Source organism: Savagea serpentis (genome assembly GCF_015351395.1).
GTDB lineage: Bacteria > Bacillota > Bacilli > Bacillales_A > Planococcaceae > Savagea > Savagea serpentis.
The window spans coordinates 13,312-36,826 of the sequence record NZ_JADKPV010000007.1 but is presented as its reverse complement, the minus strand read 5'-3'; the positions used below and the strand labels follow the sequence as shown (position 1 = coordinate 36,826).

Annotated in this window: 19 protein-coding genes; all 19 read right to left on the bottom strand. The window is 39.2% G+C overall.

The annotated features are described in order from the left end of the window. Positions 1 to 124: 124 nt before the first annotated feature. A complete protein-coding gene (locus IRY55_RS11595) occupies positions 125 to 508 on the bottom strand; it encodes a YisL family protein (RefSeq protein WP_194563487.1) in 384 nt (127 codons plus the stop codon). 189 nt (positions 509 to 697) lie between these two features. Next, entirely contained in the window at positions 698 to 1,597 is a 900-nt protein-coding gene (locus tag IRY55_RS11590; RefSeq protein WP_194563486.1) for a fumarylacetoacetate hydrolase family protein, read from the bottom strand. Between the two features lie 80 nt (positions 1,598 to 1,677). Further along, complete coding sequence (locus IRY55_RS11585) at positions 1,678 to 2,850, bottom strand: DUF418 domain-containing protein (protein ID WP_194563485.1); 1,173 nt, start codon at positions 2,848 to 2,850, stop codon at positions 1,678 to 1,680. Between the two features lie 61 nt (positions 2,851 to 2,911). Then, entirely contained in the window at positions 2,912 to 6,568 is a 3,657-nt protein-coding gene (addA, locus tag IRY55_RS11580; protein ID WP_194563484.1) for a helicase-exonuclease AddAB subunit AddA, read from the bottom strand. Then, complete coding sequence (addB, locus tag IRY55_RS11575) at positions 6,565 to 10,038, bottom strand: helicase-exonuclease AddAB subunit AddB (RefSeq protein WP_194563483.1); 3,474 nt, start codon at positions 10,036 to 10,038, stop codon at positions 6,565 to 6,567. Before addB ends, addA begins: the two co-directional genes overlap by 4 nt. A 63-nt stretch (positions 10,039 to 10,101) precedes the next feature. After that, positions 10,102 to 10,716, bottom strand: coding sequence for a TVP38/TMEM64 family protein (locus IRY55_RS11570; RefSeq protein ID WP_194563482.1), 615 nt, complete (start codon positions 10,714 to 10,716; stop codon positions 10,102 to 10,104). 57 nt (positions 10,717 to 10,773) lie between these two features. Continuing rightward, positions 10,774 to 11,010 (bottom strand): CsbA family protein, encoded by a 237-nt coding sequence (locus IRY55_RS11565; RefSeq protein WP_194563481.1) that lies wholly within the window; start codon positions 11,008 to 11,010, stop codon positions 10,774 to 10,776. 8 nt (positions 11,011 to 11,018) lie between these two features. Further along, positions 11,019 to 11,813, bottom strand: coding sequence for a PDZ domain-containing protein (locus IRY55_RS11560; RefSeq protein WP_194563480.1), 795 nt, complete (start codon positions 11,811 to 11,813; stop codon positions 11,019 to 11,021). Positions 11,814 to 12,291: 478 nt separating this feature from the next. Further along, positions 12,292 to 12,885: a peroxiredoxin family protein gene (locus IRY55_RS11555; protein ID WP_194563479.1), complete on the bottom strand. Its 594-nt coding sequence runs from the start codon at positions 12,883 to 12,885 to the stop codon at positions 12,292 to 12,294. A 128-nt stretch (positions 12,886 to 13,013) separates the two neighbouring features. Next, entirely contained in the window at positions 13,014 to 14,348 is a 1,335-nt protein-coding gene (locus IRY55_RS11550; protein WP_194563478.1) for a murein hydrolase activator EnvC family protein, read from the bottom strand. A gap of 24 nt (positions 14,349 to 14,372) precedes the next feature. After that, positions 14,373 to 15,257 (bottom strand): permease-like cell division protein FtsX, encoded by an 885-nt coding sequence (ftsX, locus tag IRY55_RS11545; protein WP_194563477.1) that lies wholly within the window; start codon positions 15,255 to 15,257, stop codon positions 14,373 to 14,375. Further along, entirely contained in the window at positions 15,247 to 15,933 is a 687-nt protein-coding gene (gene ftsE / locus IRY55_RS11540; protein ID WP_194563549.1) for a cell division ATP-binding protein FtsE, read from the bottom strand. Before ftsE ends, ftsX begins: the two co-directional genes overlap by 11 nt. 226 nt (positions 15,934 to 16,159) lie before the next feature. Next, positions 16,160 to 16,510, bottom strand: coding sequence for a cytochrome c551 (gene cccB / locus IRY55_RS11535; RefSeq protein WP_194563476.1), 351 nt, complete (start codon positions 16,508 to 16,510; stop codon positions 16,160 to 16,162). 155 nt (positions 16,511 to 16,665) lie between these two features. Further along, a protein-coding gene (gene prfB, locus IRY55_RS11530) for a peptide chain release factor 2 (protein ID WP_194563548.1) occupies positions 16,666 to 17,767 on the bottom strand; the annotation gives its coding sequence in 2 pieces (ribosomal slippage) (positions 16,666 to 17,694 and positions 17,696 to 17,767; 1,101 coding nt in all). A 27-nt stretch (positions 17,768 to 17,794) separates the two neighbouring features. Continuing rightward, a complete protein-coding gene (gene secA / locus IRY55_RS11525) occupies positions 17,795 to 20,299 on the bottom strand; it encodes a preprotein translocase subunit SecA (RefSeq protein ID WP_194563475.1) in 2,505 nt (834 codons plus the stop codon). A gap of 199 nt (positions 20,300 to 20,498) precedes the next feature. Then, complete coding sequence (gene hpf / locus IRY55_RS11520) at positions 20,499 to 21,053, bottom strand: ribosome hibernation-promoting factor, HPF/YfiA family (protein ID WP_194563474.1); 555 nt, start codon at positions 21,051 to 21,053, stop codon at positions 20,499 to 20,501. 187 nt (positions 21,054 to 21,240) lie between these two features. Beyond that, positions 21,241 to 21,594, bottom strand: coding sequence for a flagellar protein FliT (locus IRY55_RS11515; RefSeq protein ID WP_194563473.1), 354 nt, complete (start codon positions 21,592 to 21,594; stop codon positions 21,241 to 21,243). Continuing rightward, positions 21,591 to 21,992: a flagellar export chaperone FliS gene (fliS, locus tag IRY55_RS11510; RefSeq protein WP_194563472.1), complete on the bottom strand. Its 402-nt coding sequence runs from the start codon at positions 21,990 to 21,992 to the stop codon at positions 21,591 to 21,593. The genes IRY55_RS11515 and fliS overlap by 4 nt, the downstream gene beginning before the upstream one ends. Before the next feature lie 38 nt (positions 21,993 to 22,030). Continuing rightward, positions 22,031 to 23,512 (bottom strand): flagellar hook-associated protein 2, encoded by a 1,482-nt coding sequence (locus IRY55_RS11505; protein WP_194563471.1) that lies wholly within the window; start codon positions 23,510 to 23,512, stop codon positions 22,031 to 22,033. Positions 23,513 to 23,515 lie beyond the last annotated feature (3 nt).

The window sequence follows — 23,515 nt, the reverse complement described above, 5'->3', positions numbered from 1 at the left end:
CCTATCTTCACTATCTCTTCATAAGTTTAACAAATTCATTATTTTGAAACCATCGTTTCTATGTTTTTTCCCATAAAAAAAGACTGTATTTCACAATACAGCCTCATCTTTTTAAAAACTATGTTTAAAATGCGATACCGACTGGTAATTTGAACCCGAGGAAAACAGTAGCGAGTACACCGACCGCGAATAAAATCCAAAACATCTTTGTATCTTTTCCTTTTTCAGCGCGAACGAGTACCATTTCCATAAAGCCGATCGTCACTAATCCAAGTACAAATTTAATCCCGTATAACGCATTATTTCCGGATTGATACTGCGCAAATAAAGCAAATCCTGAAATTAAAATTAAAATATAGAAAAGTCGTGCGATCATATGGAGCACTTTACGTCCTTTCGATCCGACTTTCATTTGTGATGCTGCTAAAAATAATACAATTCCGACTACCCATGTGAATATGTGTAAGTGTGTACCACTTACCATAAAATCTGGAAACATATCTTGCATGTTGTCTTTCACCTCAATTTAAATTAGTATAATTCCATTCTAGCATAGATGAGAATGACTACCTACTATTTCACTTCCAAGACGATTAAATTTATGGAAAAACCCATGGACTTTGACACAATTGTCAAAAGTACCATGGGTTTATTTCTTGTTTCTATTTAAAATTCATCTTCTATTCATTTTCAAACATTATTGAAAACGGTTCGTCAATGTACCGATATCTTCGATGGAAATTTTCACTTCATCGCCCGCTTTTAAAAATTGTGGGGGATTCATTCCTTTACCGACGCCTGCTGGAGTACCGGTTAAAATAATATCTCCTGGTTCAAGTGTCACGTAACGTGAAATTTCAGCAATGATGTCTTCCACTTTAAAAATCATATTCGATGTATGACCGTTTTGGCGGATTTCATCATTCACTTTCGTTACGACAGATAAATTATGTGGATTTGGAATCTCATCTTTCGTTACAACATAAGGGCCGAGCGGACATGTTTCATTCAAGCTTTTGCCTAAAAAGTATTGTTGATGGCTATACTGGATATCGCGCGCGCTAATATCGTTCGCGATCGTATAACCGAATACGTAGTCATATGCGAGTTGACGTGGAATTTGGTGACCACGCTTGCCGATCACGATTGCGAGTTCCGCTTCATAATCTAATTCTTCTGTCACGTCCGCATGTGCCGAAATCGTCTGCTCATCTGCAGCAATTGTCGTTGGCGCTTTCGTGAAAATCACAATTTTTTCAGGCGCTTTTCCTTCGCCCATTTCTACCGCGTGATCCGCATAGTTTTTCCCGACACACATAATATTTTTAGCTGTTTTTGGAATCGGCGCTTTCCAAGTAATCTCATTAAATGCATGCTTATATTCACTTGGATTGTCACTCTTTTCAGCACGTTCTACGAGCGAGCGAATCGCTTCGACGAACTCATTGCCTTTTGCGACGCCTTCACGAATCGTTTTCGGGAAGTCCTCTTTATTGTGAGCAACCGCAATTTTTAGTATATCCCATACCGCTTCTTCGCGTTTTACTTTCGGGCCGTACGATTCAAATCCATCTTTTTCAAAAGTTAACAACTTCATGTTGTTTCCATCCTCCTTTATGCTCTATACCATCAGTATACATGATGCGACACATTTCACCTACAATTATCATACTATTTTTATAGTTTACGATATGTCCATTTCCGCCATAGCGCTTCGAGTGGCCCACGCTCATATCGAGCTAGCCATAAATTCGCTAGGATGATTTGAATGACAAAAATCCCAAATGCAATCCACGTTCCAGTAGACAAATCTAATTTTCCATAAAGACCTAAACCGTAATGATTAAAAATCAGTGTCGCTACGATGGATTGCATGATGTAAATTGTCAGTGACATTTTTCCGACAGGGGCGAGAAACTGTAATATTTTTTGAAGCGGTGTTGCCATGAGTAAAACGACAAGTCCCATATAAAACAAACCGACGAACGGTCCGCCAAAAGCCGTTTGTAAAATACCATAGTCAATACGTGGTTCTTTCAAGTAAGGTAATGCTTTGAAATAAAAGCCGAGCGGTCCAAATATAAGAATGAAAACGAGCCATACTTTCCACAACGTTGCTCCACGTTCGATTAATTTCCATTTCGAAAAAACAACACCGAACATCATGAGAGGAACGATTAAAAATCCGGCAAATACGGAATTTAATAATCCGTAAATGAGCCATTCTCCCACGCGGAATTGCAATGCTTCTAAATACGTGCCATGCGCATACGCGGTAATGGCGAGTTCAATTTGTTGAATATCGACAAACTCTTCCATCGCACCAGACGTCTGTGCAATTAAATAAGTAACGGCATATAATAACACGTTCGTTACCGTGAAAAGCGCTACAGATAAAATGAGTAAAATACGCTTCGGAATACGGACGATTAAAATCATAAGGAAACCGTAAATCGCATACGTAAATAAAATATCTCCTGACCAAATGAAAATCGCATGAATGAGTCCGAATACCATCAATAAAGAAAAGCGACGTAACATAAGGCCGACCGTTGAACGATTTTGGGCAAGTCCTTTTTCATATTGCATGTTAATACCGTACCCGAATAGCATGGCGAAAATCGGATAAAAACTACCTTCCACTAAAATATCGATCCATTTAAATGTTAACGCATCGATAGGTGAATTATAAAATGTATGTGGATCGATATAAATATAAGGCGATTGAAAATGCAACATATTCGCAATTAAAATACCGAATAGCGCTAATCCTCTTAGCACATCTAATGTCATAATTCGCTTTGACGGTTGCATAAGTTGCTGATTGACAACCGGTTGTTCTGTATTCAAATGATTTCCCCCTTTTTTAAAAAACAATGCTCCCTAGAACAGGGAGCATCTATATGATTTATTATACAAGCTTAATCCATTCATTTAAATCAAAAGAAAAAATAAAACAATGAGCGACAGGCCGTTTCGTAATTTGTTCTACACTCGATTTGTACGTCTGTAGTTGGAATGTGTACCGTTTCATTAATTCTGCTCGCGCTTCTTCCCATGTGCGATTATACATTACACGATCTGTTTTATAATCGACGATGTGAAGCTCTCCCTGTTCATCTTCGTATAAACAGTCAATAATCCCTTGCAATAATGTCGCTTCTCCGTTGACTTCATAGGAATACGTAAATGGGACTTCATTCCAAATTGTACGAGCGAGTGATAATTTTTGTTGAATGACTGGCAATTGTTTCACAAGAGAATCAACATTTAGTGCTTGTGCCTCTTCTGTTGTCAACAATTGACGGTGTACGAGATGAGCGATAAAGGACTGTAATTTTTCAGCATCGTACGTCTCTTGGAAATTGAGATGTTCCATTAAAGCGTGGACAGCCGTTCCTTTTTCAGCACCTGACAACTTGCGCTCTTCCTGCATAAAGGATGGGCGTTCATATGTCCATTCTTTTTGTTCTTCTGACGGTTGTTGACGGAATAATTGCTCCTCATCGAACTGTTCCAGCATCGTTAAACGTTTCAATCCAGTAACAGATTGTTTAGATGGTGTTTCCGTTGCAGCAACCGCAACATATTCTTGATTTAACCAGTCGTTAAAATCAGATGGAACTTCTACCGCTTCTTCTTGTGATGTTTCAGCCATTCGGTCTTCTTGCTCTCTTGGAAGGAGCGTATGTGCTTCCCACATTGTAAACTGCCATTGTGAATCATTGATTAAAGGCGTGCATATTCTTTCTTCCAAAGGAAACTGTTCATGACGAACGAGTGCAGGTCCAAGCCAATCTAAATAGTTGGAAGCATTCGATCGAACGTAAGAAGGTAACAATTGTTCCTCTGATAGTTGCGCTACTTGTTGCCAGCTATACGTTGCTGTTTCGAAATTTTTCACTGAGCCTACTAAATGAAGATGTTCTTTCGCTCGTGTCATCGCGACATACAAAATACGCATTTCTTCTGCACGCAATTCCAATTTTTTCTTTTCCGTTAAAGCGTTGAATGGTAATGACGTATAAATCGCGCGTAATTTCGGGTCAATCGCTTTTACCGCGATGCCATACTGTTGATCGAATAAATATTTTTCTCGTAAATCGCGTTCGTTAAAGGTTCTTCCTAGACCTGCGACGAAAACGTATGGAAATTCCAGCCCTTTCGATGCGTGAATCGTCATTAAACGAACGACATTATCGCGATCTGTCACATGTTTTGCCACACTCAAATCTTCGCCACGGCTTCTCATTCGTTCAATGAAACGTAAAAATCGGAATAATCCACGATACGACGTTTGTTCATAAGAACGTGCCCTATTTTGCAAAGCGCGAATATTCGCTTGGCGCTGTTTTCCATTCGGTAAAGCTCCAACATATTCGTAATAATACGTGTCTTCTAAAATCGCAGCAATTAATTCTGTCACCGAACCGTGTTGCGCAATATTTTTCCATCGTTTGAGTAAATAGAAAAAGCGGTTCAACTTTTCTAATAAAGCTTCAGACTTCGCATGTCCTTCTTGCGTATATTGTTGCACCGCTTCAAAAAATGTATCCGAACGTACCGTCTTCCGAATATCACTTAACTCATCGTTCGTAAAATCAAAAAATGGTGCTCGTAATGTGCTTGCAAGTGGAATATCTTGATAACTGTTGTCGACGACTTGCAGTATGCTCATCATCACTTGCACTTCAATCGCATCAAAATAACCGTCCCGTAACTCAACATATAAAGGGATATTCGCTCGTTTAAATTCTTCAGCGAAAGTATTCGCCCAAGTCATCGAGCGGAATAAAATGACGATATCTCGATATTCCATCGGGCGCTTTTCATCTGTAAAGGCGTCCGTTACTTCCGCACCCTCTCTCATAAGCTTTTCAATTTGTTGAATAATAGCGCGAGCTTCTAAATGTTCTGGTTTCATTTCTTCCTTTAATACATCAATCATTTGTTCTTCTTCCGAATCCGTAATGAGATGGAGGTTTACAGGAGCATGAAGCGCTTCATAACGTGCACCATATTTTAATGATGCATCGTCATCATACACAATCTCTCCTACATCTGCGCCCATCAGTTGAGAAAAAATGAAATTTGTCGCTTGCAAAATTTCTGGGCGACTGCGGAAGTTCGCATTTAAATCTATTTTCGTTCCGTGACCGTCTTTCGATTCTTTTGTAAAGCGTGCATATTTTTGTAAAAACAATTGCGGTTCAGCGAGACGGAAACGATAAATCGACTGCTTCACGTCCCCAACCATAAATAAATTACCATGGCCTTCGCTATTGCGCTTCACGAGTTGAATGATCGCTTCTTGTAATAAGTTCGTATCTTGATATTCATCGACGAGTACTTCTTCAAATTTTTCTTGATACAGCTCTGCAATTTCAGACGGTTTACGCATGCCGTTTTCTTCCGTTGTTAAAATTGCATATGCATAATGTTCTAAGTCAGCAAAATCGACAATCGCACGTTCCCGTTTTGCTTCTTGATACGCTTCATAAAAGCGTTCCGTTACAGCAGCGAGATGTTCAATTAAAGGATGCATCTGTCGCATTTCTTCTACTAAGCGTGCTGGAGGTCTTACAAAGTAGCGATTTCGTAATGCTTCAATTGTTTCTTTTGCTTCTTTTCGCAGTTGTTTTACCATCTCTGCAAGATGGGGATCACAACTATCTTTTTTGATAGATGTTGCACGTGGAAATTGAACGCTCGTCACACTCTCGTACATCGCTTGCCAATCGCGTCTTTTAAGCGCTTCAGCGAAAGCACCTACAATCTTCTCATCCGCTTCGACTGTTTTTAAAAAGGCATTCGGTCCATCTGGTTGTTCAGCGAGATTCCGTATCGCTTCATATTGCATATTCACTTCCTGTAATGTAGCATCGAGAGAATCAAAGACGATTGAAGTGATTGGTAGCTGTTCAATCGTCACTTCTTCTCCTATCGCGTATAAGATAGGCAATGTGCGAAGCCATCCAACAGGATCTGGGTCAACGGCCGCGTAGTTATACAATTGTTCAATCAACGTTTCAATATCAATATCTGAACGATCCGACGAAAAGCTATCGACGAGCGCATACGTCAATTGAACGGTTTCTTCTTCACTGTACAATTGTTCAAGCACTTCACTTAACACATCTTCGCGTAATAAAGCAGCTTCCATCGTATCGGCGATGCGAAAAGCAGGGTCGATATCAAGCATGTATGCATATTGTTTCACAACATGTAAACAAAATGAATGCATGGTCGAAATATGTGCTTTATTAAGCAATGTTAATTGTTTGCGCAGACGTTCATTGTTCGGTTGACGCTGTAACTCTTCTTCTAAAGCGCTTGCCATCCGTTGACGCATCTCTGCAGCTGCAGCATTTGTAAAAGTCACAACGAGCAACTCGTCCACATCGATCGGATTTTTTTTTGCAATTACCTTTTCAATGAGTCGAGTGATGAGAACTCTCGTCTTACCACTCCCTGCAGCAGCAGCTACGAGCACATCACTTCCCGTATGCCAAATCGCTTCCCATTGAGCATCTGTAAACGTCGTCGTTTGTGGTTTTTCTGGAATCACTTTAATCGCTCCCCTCTCATTCTTTCTAACGCCACTTTCTCATTTAACTTCGTCAAATCTCTTCTGTCATACGCTGGATCGGTTTCATCGTATTGACAAACAGATCGATAATTACAAAATGTACATGGTTTTTTACCGTCGTACATGTAAGGATAAACACGAGTGTCTCCTTCAATCATTTGATTGCCCGCTTGTTCATGCTTTTTAGAAACATGATTCATCAACACGTACATATCGTCTTCCGTTAACACTTTTGAATGCGCGCTTAACTTTCCTGCTTGCGTCAATTGAGCGGGAACGACTTGTGACTTTGCTCCCTTCTCTTTCAATACTTCATCCATCGCTTGAAGGACCGACAACTCATTTGTTACGTATCCTTTCATTTGATAACTTGCAATTTTTTCAGCTGTTATTTGATCTTCTTTTAAGTCATCTGCTTTAATGAGTGGATTATGCACGTGGAAGTAAAGCATCCCTGCAGGATGCACTTCTTTTTCATACCAAATCGGTGCATGAACGACAGCCGCTTCTAAATACGTCAACATTTGTAAAGATAGTCCATAATAGACCGCACTCAAATCGAGTTGTTGTGCTGACGATTTATAATCGACAATGCGGATGTACGTTTTATCTTCTTTTTCTAATGCGTCAATGCGATCAATTCGACCTCGTAACTCCATTTCAACATCATGTTGTAGACGAATGAGAAGTGGTGGCATATCATAACCTTCTCCTGGGCCGAATCCCGCTTCTACTTTCACAGGTTGGAACATCGAACGTCTTGCTTGTGTGCCTAATGTACCGACTGTTTGCTCAACGAGTGAAGTAAGTTTACGCATAATGTACGTATATCGAGAACTTGACAATAAAATTTGATGTACGAAATAAGGAGCGAGCTGTTGTAACGCTTCATGGGCTAATTCTGCACTTAAAGCATGATCAATTTCATGCCATGCGAGTTGACGACGTTTGATTTCTTCATGAACATATTTTAATGCAGCATGGAATAAGTCTCCGAGTTGAGGGGGCTCTAATGTAAATTGCGTTCGCTCCTTTAACTGCAAACCATAACTTGCAAAATGTTGAAATGGACAATTATAAAAAGATTCAATTCTCGAAACACTCGAGACAAATTTTTCTCCGTACAATTGTTTCGTCATGTCCGGATGTAAATACTTCTCTTTATTTCGAGATACCGTACGCTCCATCATTCTTCGCAAAATGACATGAATAAACGGGTCTTTTTTTAACTGTTCGTAAACATAGCGCCAAAACATCGGCATTTTTTGAACGTCATACTCAGCAACACGCCATTGCTGGATGAAATACGTAAGGGATGTCGACAATGTCACGACATATTTTTCCGCTTCTTCCTGCAATTCACTCACATCGTTCACGACATATTGAACGGGAATGTCGTGAACCATTTGTTTTAATTGTTCAATAAACATGGACGGTAAAAGTGCTTTTCCTTCATCATCTGCTACTGCGTAAGTAATGGTCACTTTTTCCCGTGCAGCTGTTAAAGCGCGATATAAATAATACGTTTCTCGCTCTAACTGTTCTGTCGTCGATAATGCTAATGGGTAACCGACCGATTCAAAAAATTCACGTTCTCGATCTGAAAGCAAACCTTCATAATCCATACGAGCAGGGATGACACCATCATTTACCCCAATGACATACAACAAATCAGGGTTCGAAATACTCGACGTTTCAAATGCCGTAATCGTCACTTGATCGACCGCTGGTGGAATTTGACTAAATGTCAACGTTTCAAGCCCCTCATCTAAAATGGGAATCGCTTCTCGAATCGTCATCTCACGTTCGCCAAACATCATATCGAATTGCTCTAATACATGTACCCATTTACGCCATGCTTGTTCGTGCTCCGATGCTTTTTCAAGAGAACCATTTTCCATTTCCACTTCTCTCAAACGCATTAAATGCTCGAAAACATTCAATTGTTCCATCAATTCAAATAAAGCCGTAATGATGACGCGCCCTCTTTGTTTTCCTTTCACCTTCGCTTCAAATATTGCAAGAGGTGTACACATTCGGTCTCGCATCTCTTGAATGAGTGCTTCTTTTTGCAATTCTTCATCCGTTTGCTTACGACCGATTGATTCTAATCCGCGGTATTGAATATACGTCCATCGCTCTTCATCAAACCAGCGCTTTCCGACAATCCCTCGCATCAATACGAAGTTTTCAAATTGTTCTCCCGACATGCGCCAACGTTCTAGCGGTTCATCGACAGGATAAAAGAGTTCTGTTTTTAAAGCGCGCATCATCGGTTCGTATGCCCAATTGGATTTTACAATATCCAGCACAGAGCGAGTTAATTCGATTAAAGGGTGATGGAGCATCGGCTTTTTCATACTTAAGAAAAATGGGATGCCATAATGGGATAAGCGCTGCCTCAATAAATCGTCATACAATTCAGATTGGCGATACATAATCGCTATATCTCGGTAACGCTTCCCTTCCTTCACTTGACGTATGATCTCTCGAGCAACTGCATCAATCTCAGCCTGTTGGTCTTCCGCTTCAATAATTGTGAGTGAATCATCCGCTTCAATTGGCGTGACATGATGCGTATCAAACATTTTCTCCACATGTCGCAAAGTTCTTTTATTTGTGCGATGCATATCTGTTAATGTCACTTGATCTTCAATATTCAAATGATTGCGCTCTAGTAACAACTGAAGTTTGTCATACATTTTTCTTCCTTGTAAAAAGACATCGCTATATTCTTTCGCTAAATCCACTTGGACGGAGAATGTAACAGATTGACTATTTAATACGAGCCCTTCAATAATTTCCATTTCACGTTCTGTAAAATCTTCAAATCCATCGATATAAATCGTGGCATTTTTCAAATGTGCACTATGCGGAATCGCTTCAGCAAGCATACGTAAATAACGTTCACTATCGACATATTGTGTACCGATATGCCCTTCTACACGTTCAGCAATTAAACGTAAATCTTTTATTTTTCGAATGAGCGTTTCATTCATCTTTTTGGCGACCATCTCTTCTTCTAAACGAGCGAGTGCTTCATGATCGATACGATAACGTTCAAATTCTTGAAGCATTCTCGTCAGCTGATCAATAAACCCTTGACGTGTTGCGACATTTTGAAACAGTTGAAGACGTTCTCGCTCTTCTTCTAATATGCTTCGAAGTAACATCGAATAACCGTACTGATCAATTTCTTGACGAGTAATGCCCCCTTCTTGTTGAAGGATACGCCAGGCGAGGCGTTTGAATGTCAACACTTCTGCACGAATGAGTCCCCCTAGGTCATACTTTGTCGTTAAATCATACTCCATCGAGTACGATTGTTGATCCGGCACGATGACAATAATTGGTTCTCCGATAGGTGATGCTTTTAATGTTTCTGCAATTTCTTTTTGGATGAGCGTTGTCTTTCCGACACCTGCTCGTCCTGTAATAATGCGAATCATTGCATTCTCCCCTTTCAAAAAAGCTTACCCTCATTATACGCGAGAGTAAGCTCATGATGATGTTCATTTCTTCGTTAACTCATTAAAATCTTTTTCGACTTTTGCATTTAAATGCGCTTCTACACGCTTTCCGACAAACCAAAGGAGGGCGATAAATAGTCCAAGCAATGCTGTACGTAAAGGTTGTGTAAATAAAGCGCGTAAATCATATCCGATAAAACTAATCGTAAAAATCATCACAAATTTCCCCATCATTAAAATGAATAAGTAATGAGTCCGTTTCAAATCAGACAAACCCGCTACAAAGTTCACGAGGGCTGACGGAGTGAAAGGAAAACAAATAAGTAAAAATAAAGGCCCAAAACCGTTGCGTTCTACCCAAAAAATGAGCTTTTCCACTTTCGAGTGTGTCGTTAAACGTTTTAACATTTTATTGCGTCCATATTTGCGAACGAGTAAAAAAACCGCATAACTTCCAATCACTGTACCCATCCACGATAAAACAAAACCTTTCAACAATCCGTACGCCCCTGCATTTGCAAAGACGAAGACGAACAGCGGTAAAAAAGGTAAAAACGATTCGATCATCGGAAGCAATATTCCGACAAATGGACCGAGCGCTTTATATTTTTCAGCTAATTCTATCACATATTCAACATCAAACCATTGTTCCAGCATGTCCACACCTTCGTTCTTTCTACATTCAACATTATGACGTAGGAAAAATCAAAAAGTTCACTGCTTCGCTTCGTGCACCATGCGACTTGCATACCAATAACCGACTGTTAAAGAGAATGCATCCGCAACATAAAGCCAAAAACTATGCGTATATCCGGCATAAACACTCGCTGCAATTAAAGCGAGCGTTAAAATAAGCCCGACGTAATGATGAAACGTAACACGAGTAAAAAAAACGACGAGTATGCCAGGTAAAAATAAGGCGAGTAATAATTTCGTTTCAAAAGAATCCATTGTACTTCCTACTTTCCAGATGTCGCTTTTTCCGTCATAAATAATAAACCTAACTTAAAATGATCTTGTTCAAATAACACAGTTTGTTCTAGACGTATTTCTTGATTGCGTCCTAACACTTGTAAACGGCAATGTGCCGCATTTTTTTGTACCGCTTCATAAAATCCTTTTTCATCATACACAATTTGTTGATTAACAGAACGAATCACCTCACCTATTTTCAACCCCATTTGTTCCGCTGGGCTATTTGGAAGGACGCCGACAATCGGTAAGCCTTCATTTAAAGGTTTAACGAATGCTTCGTCCTTACGTTCTTTCATTAAAGCAACGAAAGAACGAATCACCGCAAACAATCCGACCATCGCTAAAGCGTAAATCGCAATGTCCATATACATCAAACTAATAACACCTAAAATGAAGGCGATGAGGCTAAGTTGAATTAATCGCTTACGTTCTATTTGTAAACCTTCATTCGGATACGTTGATAACCATTGACGTTGGAAACCAATTACATAAGGAAAAAGGATAAATGAAAAACTCGTCTCTCCATATGCAAGTTGTGGCCAATAAGGAAGCCCGTCCACCCAATCTCCAGGTATGACGAATAGTAAAGGAACGACCCACAACTGCTTCATACGAAATGCTCCAACATATCTTCCTCTCGCTGTTTTCTTTAAATAAGGAGAAGGACTCCGCTTCTTCAAATGGAGTAATAAAATGGACTCTCCCATCAATAAAATAGCTCCGATGAACAGTAAAGAAACTGCCAGTTCATTCATACTCATCGATTGATCCAAAGTCATTCCGAAAATCTCTATAGATTCATTCGATTGAAGAAACAAAAAAGTCCCAAAAAAAGCTACAATTAACGGATAAATCGATGATAAAAAAATGAAATTAAAGAAAAACAAAAGAATAAGGAGAGCGCCTGTCAGAAAAAGCAAATAGAGAGGGCTTACAAGAATCCCAATACCTATAAATAAGATAGACGCTAACACACCTACACCTATCCCTTTAAACATTCCTTCTTTCATTTCCTCCAGTCCTTTGTCGATGCGAGTATAAAATTGGCTTCTTTCGCGTTTCACACGAACATAACCTACTAAAACTAAACTGATTAAGGCGAAAACCCAAATCGGATTCATTATAAAATATTGGATACTTTCGATTATATGTGTCATTCTTTACAACTCCATCATTTCGATTTCTATTTGTTTATCATTGTATCAAATGAACTCCTAAATTGAAATTTTTGAGAAAAAAAGTAGACCCAAAAAGAGTCTACTGTTCTTGTAATTGTTCCATTAATTCAATTAATTTCTTTTCATCAAGCGGTCCCATAATTTTGTATGCGATGACACCTTCGCGATCTAAAATATACGTCGTCGGAATTTGCAAAATATGATACTCTTTTTTCGTATACCCTTCTTGATCTAATAAAACAGGAAAAGTAAGACGATTTTTATCGACGAATGATTCAATTCCTTGTCGTCCTTTTCGCTCATCGCTCGTTAAATTAACCGCTAGCAATTCAACTTCATGTTGTTCTTTGTATTCGCGATAATAGCTCTCCATGTGGGGCATTTCAACACGACACGGTCCACACCAAGACGCCCAGAAATTTAGGATGACATATTGACCACGATAGTCATGTAATGAGATGACATCCCCTTGTAATGATTTCAATTGGATATTCGGGGCGATATCTCCTTTTTGTAATCCAACAGCTCCTTCTACTCGTTCATTATCGACGACCGCTTCCCCATGATACGGCTCAATGTCTGCAAGGTCATTTAAACTTTCTTTCACCGTATAGACAAGCATTGCTACGATAATTGTAATAAATAGGAGTGATAAGACGGTTTGACGTTTCACGCTTCGTTCACCTCTTCTTCATGCTTTATTTAGCTTATCGTATTTTGATGAAAATTTGAATAATGTTGCCCGATTCCTTAAAAAAAGCTAGAAGAAATCGCCTAAGCAATTTCTTCTAGCTTTTTAAATTATAATGAAATGAAACGCAATGGATTTACTGCACTTGGGCCACTTCCTGAGAATGTACCGACATGTACTTCAAAGTGTAAGTGAGAACCAGATGAATTCCCAGTATTGCCCATCGCTCCGATACGTTGTCCTTTGCCTACTTGTTGGCCAGAACTAACATTAATACCTGACAAGTGAGCGTAAACCGTCGTATAAATTTGACCGTTGATAGAATGTGTAATCATGATGACATTCCCGAATCCAGCCATCCATCCCGCTTTAGAGACGACACCATCAGATGCTGCAACGACAGGTGTTCCTACTGAGTTTGCAATATCGATTCCACGGTGTTGTTTCATAATCCCTTGGATTGGATGCTTTCTCCATCCGAAACCAGAGGTGTAACGACCACTTGCTGGTTTTGTCCAAGTACCCGCAGAGACTGCTGGAATATTAGGTGTAGAACTACCTCCTCCTGAAGAAGTACTTCCACCTCCACTATTTGAGCTGTTTTGTTGTTGCTGTGCCGCGAGAGCTGCTTTTCGTTCAGCTTCAAGTTTACGTGCTACTTCAGCAAGTCGACGCTGTTCGGCAACGATTTGACCTTCTAATTCTTTACTTACTTCAAATACTTCATGGAATTCTTCTTCAAGCTCTGTTTTTTCTTCAGAGAGCTTTTGTTGTTCTGCTTCTAATTGATCAACTAGTTTATTTTGTTGTTGTTTTTGACCATCTAATTTTGCTTTTAAATCTTTTAATTCTGCTTCTTGTTTTTCTAATTTCGTTAATTTACTTTCTACGAGTTCTTTCTCTTCTTCTAACTGTTCAATATCCGCTTGTTGTTGACGCATAATGTTGCGGTCAGCTTCTACTAAAGTCGTTACTGTTGAAAAACGATCAATGAAATCGGCAAAGCTACTCGCTCCGAGTAATACTTCGACATAACTCACCGATGTACCGCGTGTTTGAAGTGTGCGCGCACGTTCACGTAACACGACATCACGTTCTTCAATCTTTTGCTCTAAATCTTCAATAGATTTGCGTAATTTATCTATTTCTTTTTTCGTATTCTCGATATTTGTACGAACTGTATTCATTTCTTGATTTGTCTTGTCAATTTGTTGATTTAATTCTTTTATTTTGCTTAAAATATCATCGATTTTAGATTGATTCGTCGTGATGGCTGATTTCTTTTGATGAATATCTTGTTGTAAGTTACTTTTTTTACTATCTGCTTCTTTTTTCTGTTGTTGAAGTTCCTTCAATGAAGCCGCTGAAACATCTGCTGCGCCTAAAGGAACTGTTGCTAATAACAGAGCAATCGCACCTGTATGTAACCAATTTTTCTTATTCAACTTCTCATGACTCCTCTCAATACTTTACACTTTTAAAAACTTACGAACTGACATAAAACTTCCCCAAACTCCGATTAAAACGCCAAGTAATAATAATAAACCATTCAATTGGAATAAAAATGGTGACGGACTAAGCAATTGTAAAATCTCGTTTTTTAACTGCGGACTAAGCCATGCGTATAAGCGATGATAGGCGATAGATAACACCGTCATCGGAATGATCGCTCCTAATATTCCGAGCCAAATTCCTTCTAACACGAATGGGATTCGGACGAATGAGTTCGTCGCACCGACAAGTTTCATAATTTCGATTTCTGTACCACGAGCGTTAATTGTTAACTTAATCGTGTTCGAAATGAGGAACATCGCCGTAAATAATAAGCCGATAATAAGGATCAGCCCTACATTTCGACTAATTTGGACAACATTAAATAACTTTTCAACCGTTCCTTCGCCATATACAACATCCGATACATAATTTAATTTCTCTAATTTTTTCGATACTTTCGGTGTATCTAGCGGATCCGTCGTACGAATATAGAAGGCATCTCCTAGTGGGTTGCTCATTTTAAATAAATTAAATTCATCACCGTATGTAGAAACTAAATGATTCAACTCTTCTTCTTTCGTGGCATGTTCAATCGTCCCTATTTCTTTAATCGCTTTTATTTCTGCAGTGAGTTGCTCAACTGCTTCTTCATTGGCTGCTGGATCAACGGTCAATTTTATTTCGACATTCTCTTCAATATTGTTAGCGAGCACGCCTAAATTCATCATAATGATTGCAAAGACGCCGACTAAAAATAACGTAACGGTTACTGCACTGGCAGAAGCGAATGTCATCCAGCCATTTCGTCCTAAGCTTTTGAAACTTTCACGTATGTGACGTCCAAATGTTCTAGGCTTCATAACCGTAATCGCCTCCGTATTCATCTTTCGTAATTAAACCGCCTTCTATCGCAATGACGCGATGGCGAATTGTATTTACAATTTCTTTATTATGCGTAGCCATTACAATGGTTGTACCACGCTTATTAATTCGTTCAAAAATATTCATAATTTCCCATGACGTCTCGGGATCTAAGTTTCCAGTTGGTTCATCTGCAATGACAACCTTTGGCATGTTCACAATAGAACGTGCAATAGAAACACGCTGTTGTTCTCCACCCGATAATTCATGTGGGAACATTCTTGCTTTCGCTGTCAAACCGACTAATTGTAATACTTCATTCACTTTTTTACGAATTTGACTAGGGGATTCTTCGATTACTTCTAACGCAAAGGCAACATTTTCAAAAACATTGAGCTTCGGTAAAAGCTTAAAATCTTGGAATACTACTCCTATCTTTCTTCTTAGCAAAGGAATTTCTCTCTTTTTCAATTTAGATAAATTGACTCCGTCGATGATTACATTTCCTTTTGTAGGACGTTCCTCACAGTACATCATCTTGATGAAAGTCGATTTTCCAGCGCCACTTGGGCCGACGACATATACGAATTCACCTGTCGGAATTTCAACATTAATTCCGTTGGAAGCGACGACACCATTTGAGTACTTTTTATATACATCTTCCATCACTATCATTTTATTCAAACCACCTGTTTTTGCTTTTGTTATAAGCTTTCTGTCTGTTCTATCCAAATCATATTGTAACACGAAATAATTCAATACTACATTACAGTTATATTTCATTTACAATACAAGAATTTTAAGCGACATAACGCGCATTTATTGTAAAAATTTAAAAAACCTTTCTTAACATTAGTATTAACCAATGTTAAGAAAGGTATAAAATATCATGAATCTTTTATTATTTTTGTTCAGCTAACCAAGCTGCCATTTTCTGAGCGTCTTCGCCTTTCATCATTCCACCTGGCATTGAACCTTTACCATTTTCAATGATGTCTAAAATTTCATCTTCAGAGTATTTAGAACCTACTCCTACTAGTGAAGGGTTTGAGCTTTTTCCTTCAAAGCTTCCACCATGGCATGAAACACATGATGCCGTGCTTACTGGTGCATCATCCACGTTGATTGATGCTGTTTGTTCTGCTCCACCAGCGTTTTCTTCAGGTTTTTTATCTCCATCCGAATCGCCACCTCCACAAGCTCCTAATACTAATGTTGTTCCGAATAAGACTGCAAGTAATTTGTTTTTCACTTTGCATCCTCCTTTTAATATATGAAATTCATTGTTCATTATACCAAATGTTACATCACATATAGATTAAAGTATCTTCAACTTATCCAAAAAGTATACTGAATCGTCATGTGATTGTCATTAATGAGTATACCCAGATGAATATAAACTAAACATTAAGAGATTTGAGAACGTAAATACGCGTTAATGAATGGATCGATATCTCCATCCATCACCGCCTGTACATTTCCACTCTCTTCATTCGTACGGTGATCTTTCACCATATTGTATGGATGAAAGACGTATGAACGAATTTGGCTTCCCCAGCCAATCTCTTTCTGTTCTCCTCGAATTTCGTCGAGACGCGCACGTTCTTCTTCACGCTGAATTTGGTACAATTTCGCTTTTAATAAATTCATCGCACGTTCACGGTTTTTAATTTGAGAGCGCTCTGTCTGACACGTGACGACCGCGCCTGTTGGAATATGTGTAATTCGGACAGCTGAATCTGTCGTGTTGACATGCTGTCCTCCCGCTCCACTAGAGCGGTACGTATCGATTTTCAAATCTTCTGAACGAATCTCGACATCGATATCACCGTCAAATTCTGGCATCACTTCAATTGATGAAAACGATGTGTGACGACGCCCTGAAGAATCGAAAGGTGAAATACGTACGAGGCGATGAACTCCTTTTTCAGCTTTTAAATAGCCATACGCATTATGTCCTTTAATCGAGAGAGTGACAGACTTGACGCCTGCCTCATCCCCCGCTTGATAGTCCAGTGTCTCCACCTTATAATTATGTTGCTCTGCCCAACGTGTATACATGCGTAACAGCATCGATGCCCAGTCTTGAGACTCCGTGCCTCCTGCTCCAGAATGGATCTCGAGCACAGCACTATATTGATCAAATTCGTCACTCAATAACATTTGAAGCTCAAAATTATCGAGCTTTTTGCGGAATGCTTTCATATCCGCCACCAATTCTTCAAACAGTTCTTCATCCATCTCTTCTTTCAAAAGTTCATGAGTCATTTCAAGTTCTTCCTGTGTTTCCACAAGTTCTTTATAAGAATCGACGACTGCTTTTAAAGCATTCGATTCCGAAATGATTTTTTGGGCTGCCTCTTGATTATCCCAAAAAGAGGGATCGACCATAATTTCATCTAGTTCTTGAATGCGTGGCTCTTTGTTTTCTAAGTCAAAGAGACCCCCTGAAGTCCGCTATTTCACTAGCTGTATTGTCGAGCTCATTACGTATATCTGATAATTGAATCATCATGTTCCTCCTGAAATTGTAAAATTAATTTTTGCCGTGACAGTTTTTATATTTTTTGCCGCTGCCACATGGACAAGGGTCGTTGCGCTTCACTGTTGAAGTTCGGCGAACAGGCTTCTGCTTAGGACCTTCTCCGTCTTCTTTCGGATTGACCGCTTGACCTTTTGCTACTTCTTCACGCTCGAGGTTGTTACGAATTTCTGCTTTCATCACATATTTCGAAGCATCTTGTGCAATTGCATGCACCATCATCTCGAACATCGCAAAACCTTCTGATTGATATTCACGGAGCGGATCTGTTTGACCGTATGCACGTAAATGAATACCTGAACGCAATTGATCCATCGCATCAATATGATCCATCCATTTCGTATCAATCGCACGTAAGAGAACAACTTTTTCAAATTCGCGCATTTGTTCTTCGCCGAGCTCTTCTTCTTTTTCATCATAGCGCAATTCAACCTGCTTCAAGATGAATTCAACTAGCTCTTCCGCTGTTTTACCTTCTAAATCCGACTTCGTTAAAGTGCCTTCTGGCAATAAGTTCGCATGGACATAATCAAGCAAACCTTGCGCGTTATACTCGTTCTCTTCACCTTCAAATGCAGAGTGAACTGTTTGTGTTACAACACGTTCAATCATGCCTTCTAATATCGGGCGTACGTTTTCAAGTTCGAGTACTTCGTTACGTTCAGCATAAATGATTTCACGTTGTTGACGTAATACATCGTCATACTGTAAAAGACGCTTACGTGAATCGAAGTTGTTTCCTTCTACACGCTTTTGTGCAGATTCAACAGAGCGTGATACCATTTTCGACTGAATTGGTGTCGAGTCATCCATGCCGAGTTTGGTCATCATATTCTTCATTTGTTCTGATCCAAAACGACGCATTAAATCATCTTCTAAGGATAAATAAAATTGAGTAACTCCTGGATCTCCTTGACGACCCGAACGACCTCGTAACTGGTTATCAATACGACGTGATTCATGACGTTCTGTACCGATGACAGCGAGTCCACCTAATTCTTTGACACCTTCGCCGAGTTTAATGTCCGTACCACGACCAGCCATGTTCGTCGCGATTGTAACCGCGCCTTTTTGACCAGCATTTAAAATAATTTCCGCTTCTTTTTCATGATTTTTCGCGTTTAATACATTGTGCGGAACTTTCCATTTTTTTAAGAAAGCTGAGATAATCTCACTTGTCTCGATCGCTACTGTACCGACTAATACAGGTTGTCCTTTTTCATGACGTTCTTTAATTTCTTCCGCTGCTGCTTTGAACTTTCCTTCCATCGTTGAATAAATTAAATCCGGGCGATCCTCTCGCGCGATTTCACGATTCGTTGGAATTTCAACGACATTCATATTGTAAATGTTGCGGAATTCTTCCTCTTCCGTCTTGGCAGTACCTGTCATACCTGAAAGTTTCTCGTACATACGGAAGTAGTTTTGGAACGTAATTGTCGCAAGCGTCATCGACTCATTTTGAATTTCGAGTCCTTCTTTTGCTTCGATCGCTTGGTGTAAGCCATCGCTATAGCGACGACCTTCCATAAGACGACCTGTGAAAGAGTCGACGATGACGACTTTACCATCTTGAACGACATAATCTACATCCGCTTGCATACTGACATGCGCTTTTAAAGATTGGTTAATCGTATGGTTGAGCGTAACATGTTCAAGATCGAATAAATTTTCAATATTGAATGCTTGTTCTGCCTTTTCGATTCCAGCCTCTGTTAATGTGACACCTTTTGTCGTTTCATCGTATGTGTAATCTTCTTCTTTTTTCAACGTGATGACGAAACGATTCACTAATTGATACAAGTCTGCTGATTTTGCCGCTTGTCCAGAAATGATGAGCGGTGTACGCGCTTCGTCGATTAAAATAGAGTCCACTTCGTCAATGACGGCATAATGAAGTGGGCGCTGTACTTTATGTTCTTTGTAAAGCACCATATTATCACGTAAATAGTCGAAGCCTAACTCATTGTTCGTACTGTACGTAATATCACATTGATACGCTTCCGCTTTCTCTTCTTTCGACATACTGTTTAAGTTCAAACCGACTGTCAAACCGAGATAATTGTATAGCATACCCATCTCTTCGGCGTCACGACTCGCTAAGTATTCGTTCACCGTAACGACATGAACCCCTTTGCCCGTGAGCGCGTTTAAATAAACAGCTAAAGTAGACGTCAATGTCTTCCCTTCACCTGTTTTCATTTCTGCGATATTCCCTTCATGTAAAGCTGCAGCACCGAGTATTTGAACACGGAATGGATGCAACCCTAATACGCGTTTCGCCGCTTCACGAACAACAGCAAATGCTTCTGCTTGAATATCGTCCAACGTCTCCCCGTTCGCCAAGCGCTCTTTAAATTGAGCGGTCATACTTTGTAGTTCTTGTTCAGACATCGCTTCCATCTTAGGTTGCAATGCTTCAACTTGATCTGCTACTTTCCCTAAACGTTTTAAATCTTTTTTATTCGGATCAAAAATTTTATTTAATAAGCCTAACACTTTTCGTCACATCCTCATTCATATCACTCTTTATTTTAACATTGTGAAAACATAGGCGCAAATATCGAGCTAGAAAAATAATTCCATTTTAAAAAATACTAACCTCTCAGAAAGAGCAATACATTCTAAATATCTTCTTGCAAAGAACTGAAAAAACTGTCCTCGAACAAAGTTCTTCGAGGACAGTTTGGACCTTGCTTTAATTTGTTTCGATTAAAGCATATTTTCCATCTTTACGTTTGTAAACGATGTTTGTGCTATCTGTTTCTGCATCTGTGTAGACGAAGAAATTATGACCGAGCATGTTCATTTGAAGAACGGCTTCTTCACTGTCCATCGGCTTCAAATCAAAACGTTTTGTGCGAACGATTTGAATATCTGAATCTGATGACTCCTCTTCGTCTTTTGATGGTTCGAGTGATGCGAATAACGCTTCCACTCCACCTTTTTCACGTGCTTTACGATTGACACGTGTTTTATATTTACGAATTTGACGCTCTAATTTATCGACGATTAAATCGATCGCTGCGTACATGTCATCGTGACGCTCTTCAGCGCGCAATGTTAAATCTTTCATCGGAATTGTAATTTCCACTTTAGTTTGTTTGTCGTTATACACTTTTAAGTTTACATGTGCAGTTGCTGTAATACCCTCAGTAAAGTAACGCTCTAACTTCGATACTTTCTTTTCAACGTACTCGCGAATTGCTGGAGTCACTTCGATGTTCTCTCCACGGATATTGTAATCAAACATAAAACTATTCCTCCTCGTCATTTGCACTCATTTATTTTTTGAAAATAGCAAAAATAGATGAGAGTTCTATATTTTCATTTCAAGTGAGCGATATCACTACATTCATTATAACAAAGTTTACATTCGTAATCGACCTTTTACAATTATAAAAAGCAATAAATAGGTAATACCTATTTATTGCTTTCGTTTATTGTTTCGTATCATAATACGTCCCATCACGTGCTACTTTATCATAAGGGTTCATGTAATTATGCATCGTATCTTTTTTCACTTGTGTATTGGACAAATCTTTTTTAATTGCTGACATATAAACATTCAACTTTTTATTTAATTGTTGGTCCGCTAAAATAAGTTTTTTACCAAACTCAATTTCCTCTTCTGTAAAAGGTTGTTGAATACAACTTTGCAGTTCTTCCCGCTTCGCTAAAGAGAGCTCCACTTGTTCAATGACAAGATCTCGCTTCTCTTCTTCTACGATTTCCAAAAGGCGAATCATATTTTCCGTGAGTGTATGCCACTCTTTCATTTCAGCTCTAATCATACTTCATCCACATTCGCATATTGCTTTTTGCGTTGAATTTGAATGACCTCTTTCCAAGTATCGCGAAATTCCGTCATAATTTCAGCCGCTTCCTCTAAACGTTCGATGCTATTATGAATGTTCGCTTCAATCAAACGATTATTCACATAATCATATAAGATAAGCATATTTTCAGCAATCGGCACAGATCGATCTAATGTAATCATTAACTCCGTTACAATCGCTTGTGCTTTTTGAATCGCTGTATTTTTCTCCGAAATATTTTTTTCATCGATTGCTCGCTTCGCTTGCTCAATAAACTTGAGTGCACCATTGTAAAGCATCAATGTTAATTCACCTGGTGTAGATGTGTTCACAGCATTGTTTTTATATGCAGCGTATGGATTATTCATCGACATGAAACTTGTCCCCTTTTCTTGTCTATATTCATGAAGCGTTACATACCGCCTAATGAGTTCATTAATTGTGCAGATTGTTCGTTCGCACGTTGAATCGCTTTCTCCATCGCGGAGAATTGTTTCCAGTATCGTTCTTCTGTCGCTTTTAATTTCTCTTCAAAGCGTTCAATTTGTTGGTTCATCGCTTTCATTGAACGACCGAGAGTGAATGAATCATTACCTGCACCTGCCGTACCTGCTCGTTGTGAAATCGTCGAGCGTGCGTCGTCCATCGCTTTACGGTATTGTATTGCGATTCCACCTTTACCGTCTGCACTGTTTGTCGTGCTTTGTGCGAACAATTCGCGCACTGCGCTCGGGTCTTCCATAATTGCTTCACGTAATTTTTCTTTATTAATTTCGAGTTTACCATTTTCTGACCACGCTAAAGAAGTTGTAATTCCGATATCACGTAATGAAATTGAGCGTTCATTCTCCCCTTCGCCAATTTTAATAGAAGAAGTCATCGCAAGACGCATATTTGATAACATGTTCGTTAACGTTGGATCGTTACGCAATGTACCACTTTTCGCTTTTTCTTCCCACAATTCGATTTCACGATCTTTCATCGACTCTTTCTCTTCGGACGAAAGTGGGTGGAAACTACGATACTTCGGTTCACGTACTTTACTGTTTAAACCACTAATTAATTCGTTATAATCGTTGACAAATTTTTCGATGTTTTCAATTACTGCATCCGTATCTGGTGCAGATGTAAATGTAACGGGTTGATCTGTCACTTGTTTCAATGTAATTTCGAAGCCGCTAATATCGAATGTATTCGACGTGCGTTCTGTCTCTAAGCCATTGAAAACGAACTTTGCGTTTTGTCCTGCGATAGAGTTTTCGTTTTCGCCTTCGCCTTGTGGCAACCCTACTGCTTCAGCAAAGTCTCCCGATACAGTGATGTTACCTTCTCCTGTTTCTTTCGCTGTTAATGCGATTTTTCCAGAATGTTCATCATAAAATGCCATCGCACCTGTTTCACGTGTAATTGCACTCATCGCGTCATCTAATGACATCGTTCCTTTTAATTGAACCGTTTTTTCCTTACCATCTGGAGTTGCTACTGTAATAGAACTCGTTCCGCCTTCTGATACAAACCCAAGTTCTGATAATTTTTGTTTGCCTGACGCTTCAATTTTACCTCCACTTTGCATAGAAGCTTGTTTTGCAAGTTGCGTCACTTGAATCGTTCCTGCGAAGTTATTCGCAGCATTATCTCCTTTAATGCTGATCGCATCTGGATTTGAAATGTTCACTGTTTTTTTATTGAATGCTGCCGATGAACGTAGCATCGAGTCGAATAAATCATCCGAACGCTTACGAAGATCGCGGTTAATTGAACGGTAATCGTCCAATTGCCATTCTAAATATTGTTTTTTTTGCGTAATTTTATCTAAAGGTAATCGATGTGCACGCATCATATCATTGATGATTGACTCTGTATCAATCCCAGAAGCTAAACCGCTAATTCTCATTTT

What these genes read in the sequence shown, in the direction of transcription:
- IRY55_RS11590 (WP_194563486.1), bottom strand. Translation starts at nt 1,597, where the DNA reads ATGAAGTTGTTAACTTTTGAAAAAGATGGATTTGAATCGTACGGCCCG.
- IRY55_RS11505 (WP_194563471.1), bottom strand. Translation starts at nt 23,512, where the DNA reads ATGAGAATTAGCGGTTTAGCTTCTGGGATTGATACAGAGTCAATCATC.
- ftsE (WP_194563549.1), bottom strand. Translation starts at nt 15,933, where the DNA reads ATGATAGTGATGGAAGATGTATATAAAAAGTACTCAAATGGTGTCGTC.
- ftsX (WP_194563477.1), bottom strand. Translation starts at nt 15,257, where the DNA reads ATGAAGCCTAGAACATTTGGACGTCACATACGTGAAAGTTTCAAAAGC.
- IRY55_RS11560 (WP_194563480.1), bottom strand. Translation starts at nt 11,813, where the DNA reads ATGACTTTGGATCAATCGATGAGTATGAATGAACTGGCAGTTTCTTTA.
- fliS (WP_194563472.1), bottom strand. Translation starts at nt 21,992, where the DNA reads ATGTCGATGAATAATCCATACGCTGCATATAAAAACAATGCTGTGAAC.
- IRY55_RS11570 (WP_194563482.1), bottom strand. Translation starts at nt 10,716, where the DNA reads ATGCTGGAACAATGGTTTGATGTTGAATATGTGATAGAATTAGCTGAA.
- hpf (WP_194563474.1), bottom strand. Translation starts at nt 21,053, where the DNA reads ATGTTTGATTACAATATCCGTGGAGAGAACATCGAAGTGACTCCAGCA.
- IRY55_RS11595 (WP_194563487.1), bottom strand. Translation starts at nt 508, where the DNA reads ATGCAAGATATGTTTCCAGATTTTATGGTAAGTGGTACACACTTACAC.
- IRY55_RS11515 (WP_194563473.1), bottom strand. Translation starts at nt 21,594, where the DNA reads ATGATTAGAGCTGAAATGAAAGAGTGGCATACACTCACGGAAAATATG.
- IRY55_RS11565 (WP_194563481.1), bottom strand. Translation starts at nt 11,010, where the DNA reads ATGGATTCTTTTGAAACGAAATTATTACTCGCCTTATTTTTACCTGGC.
- addB (WP_194563483.1), bottom strand. Translation starts at nt 10,038, where the DNA reads ATGATTCGCATTATTACAGGACGAGCAGGTGTCGGAAAGACAACGCTC.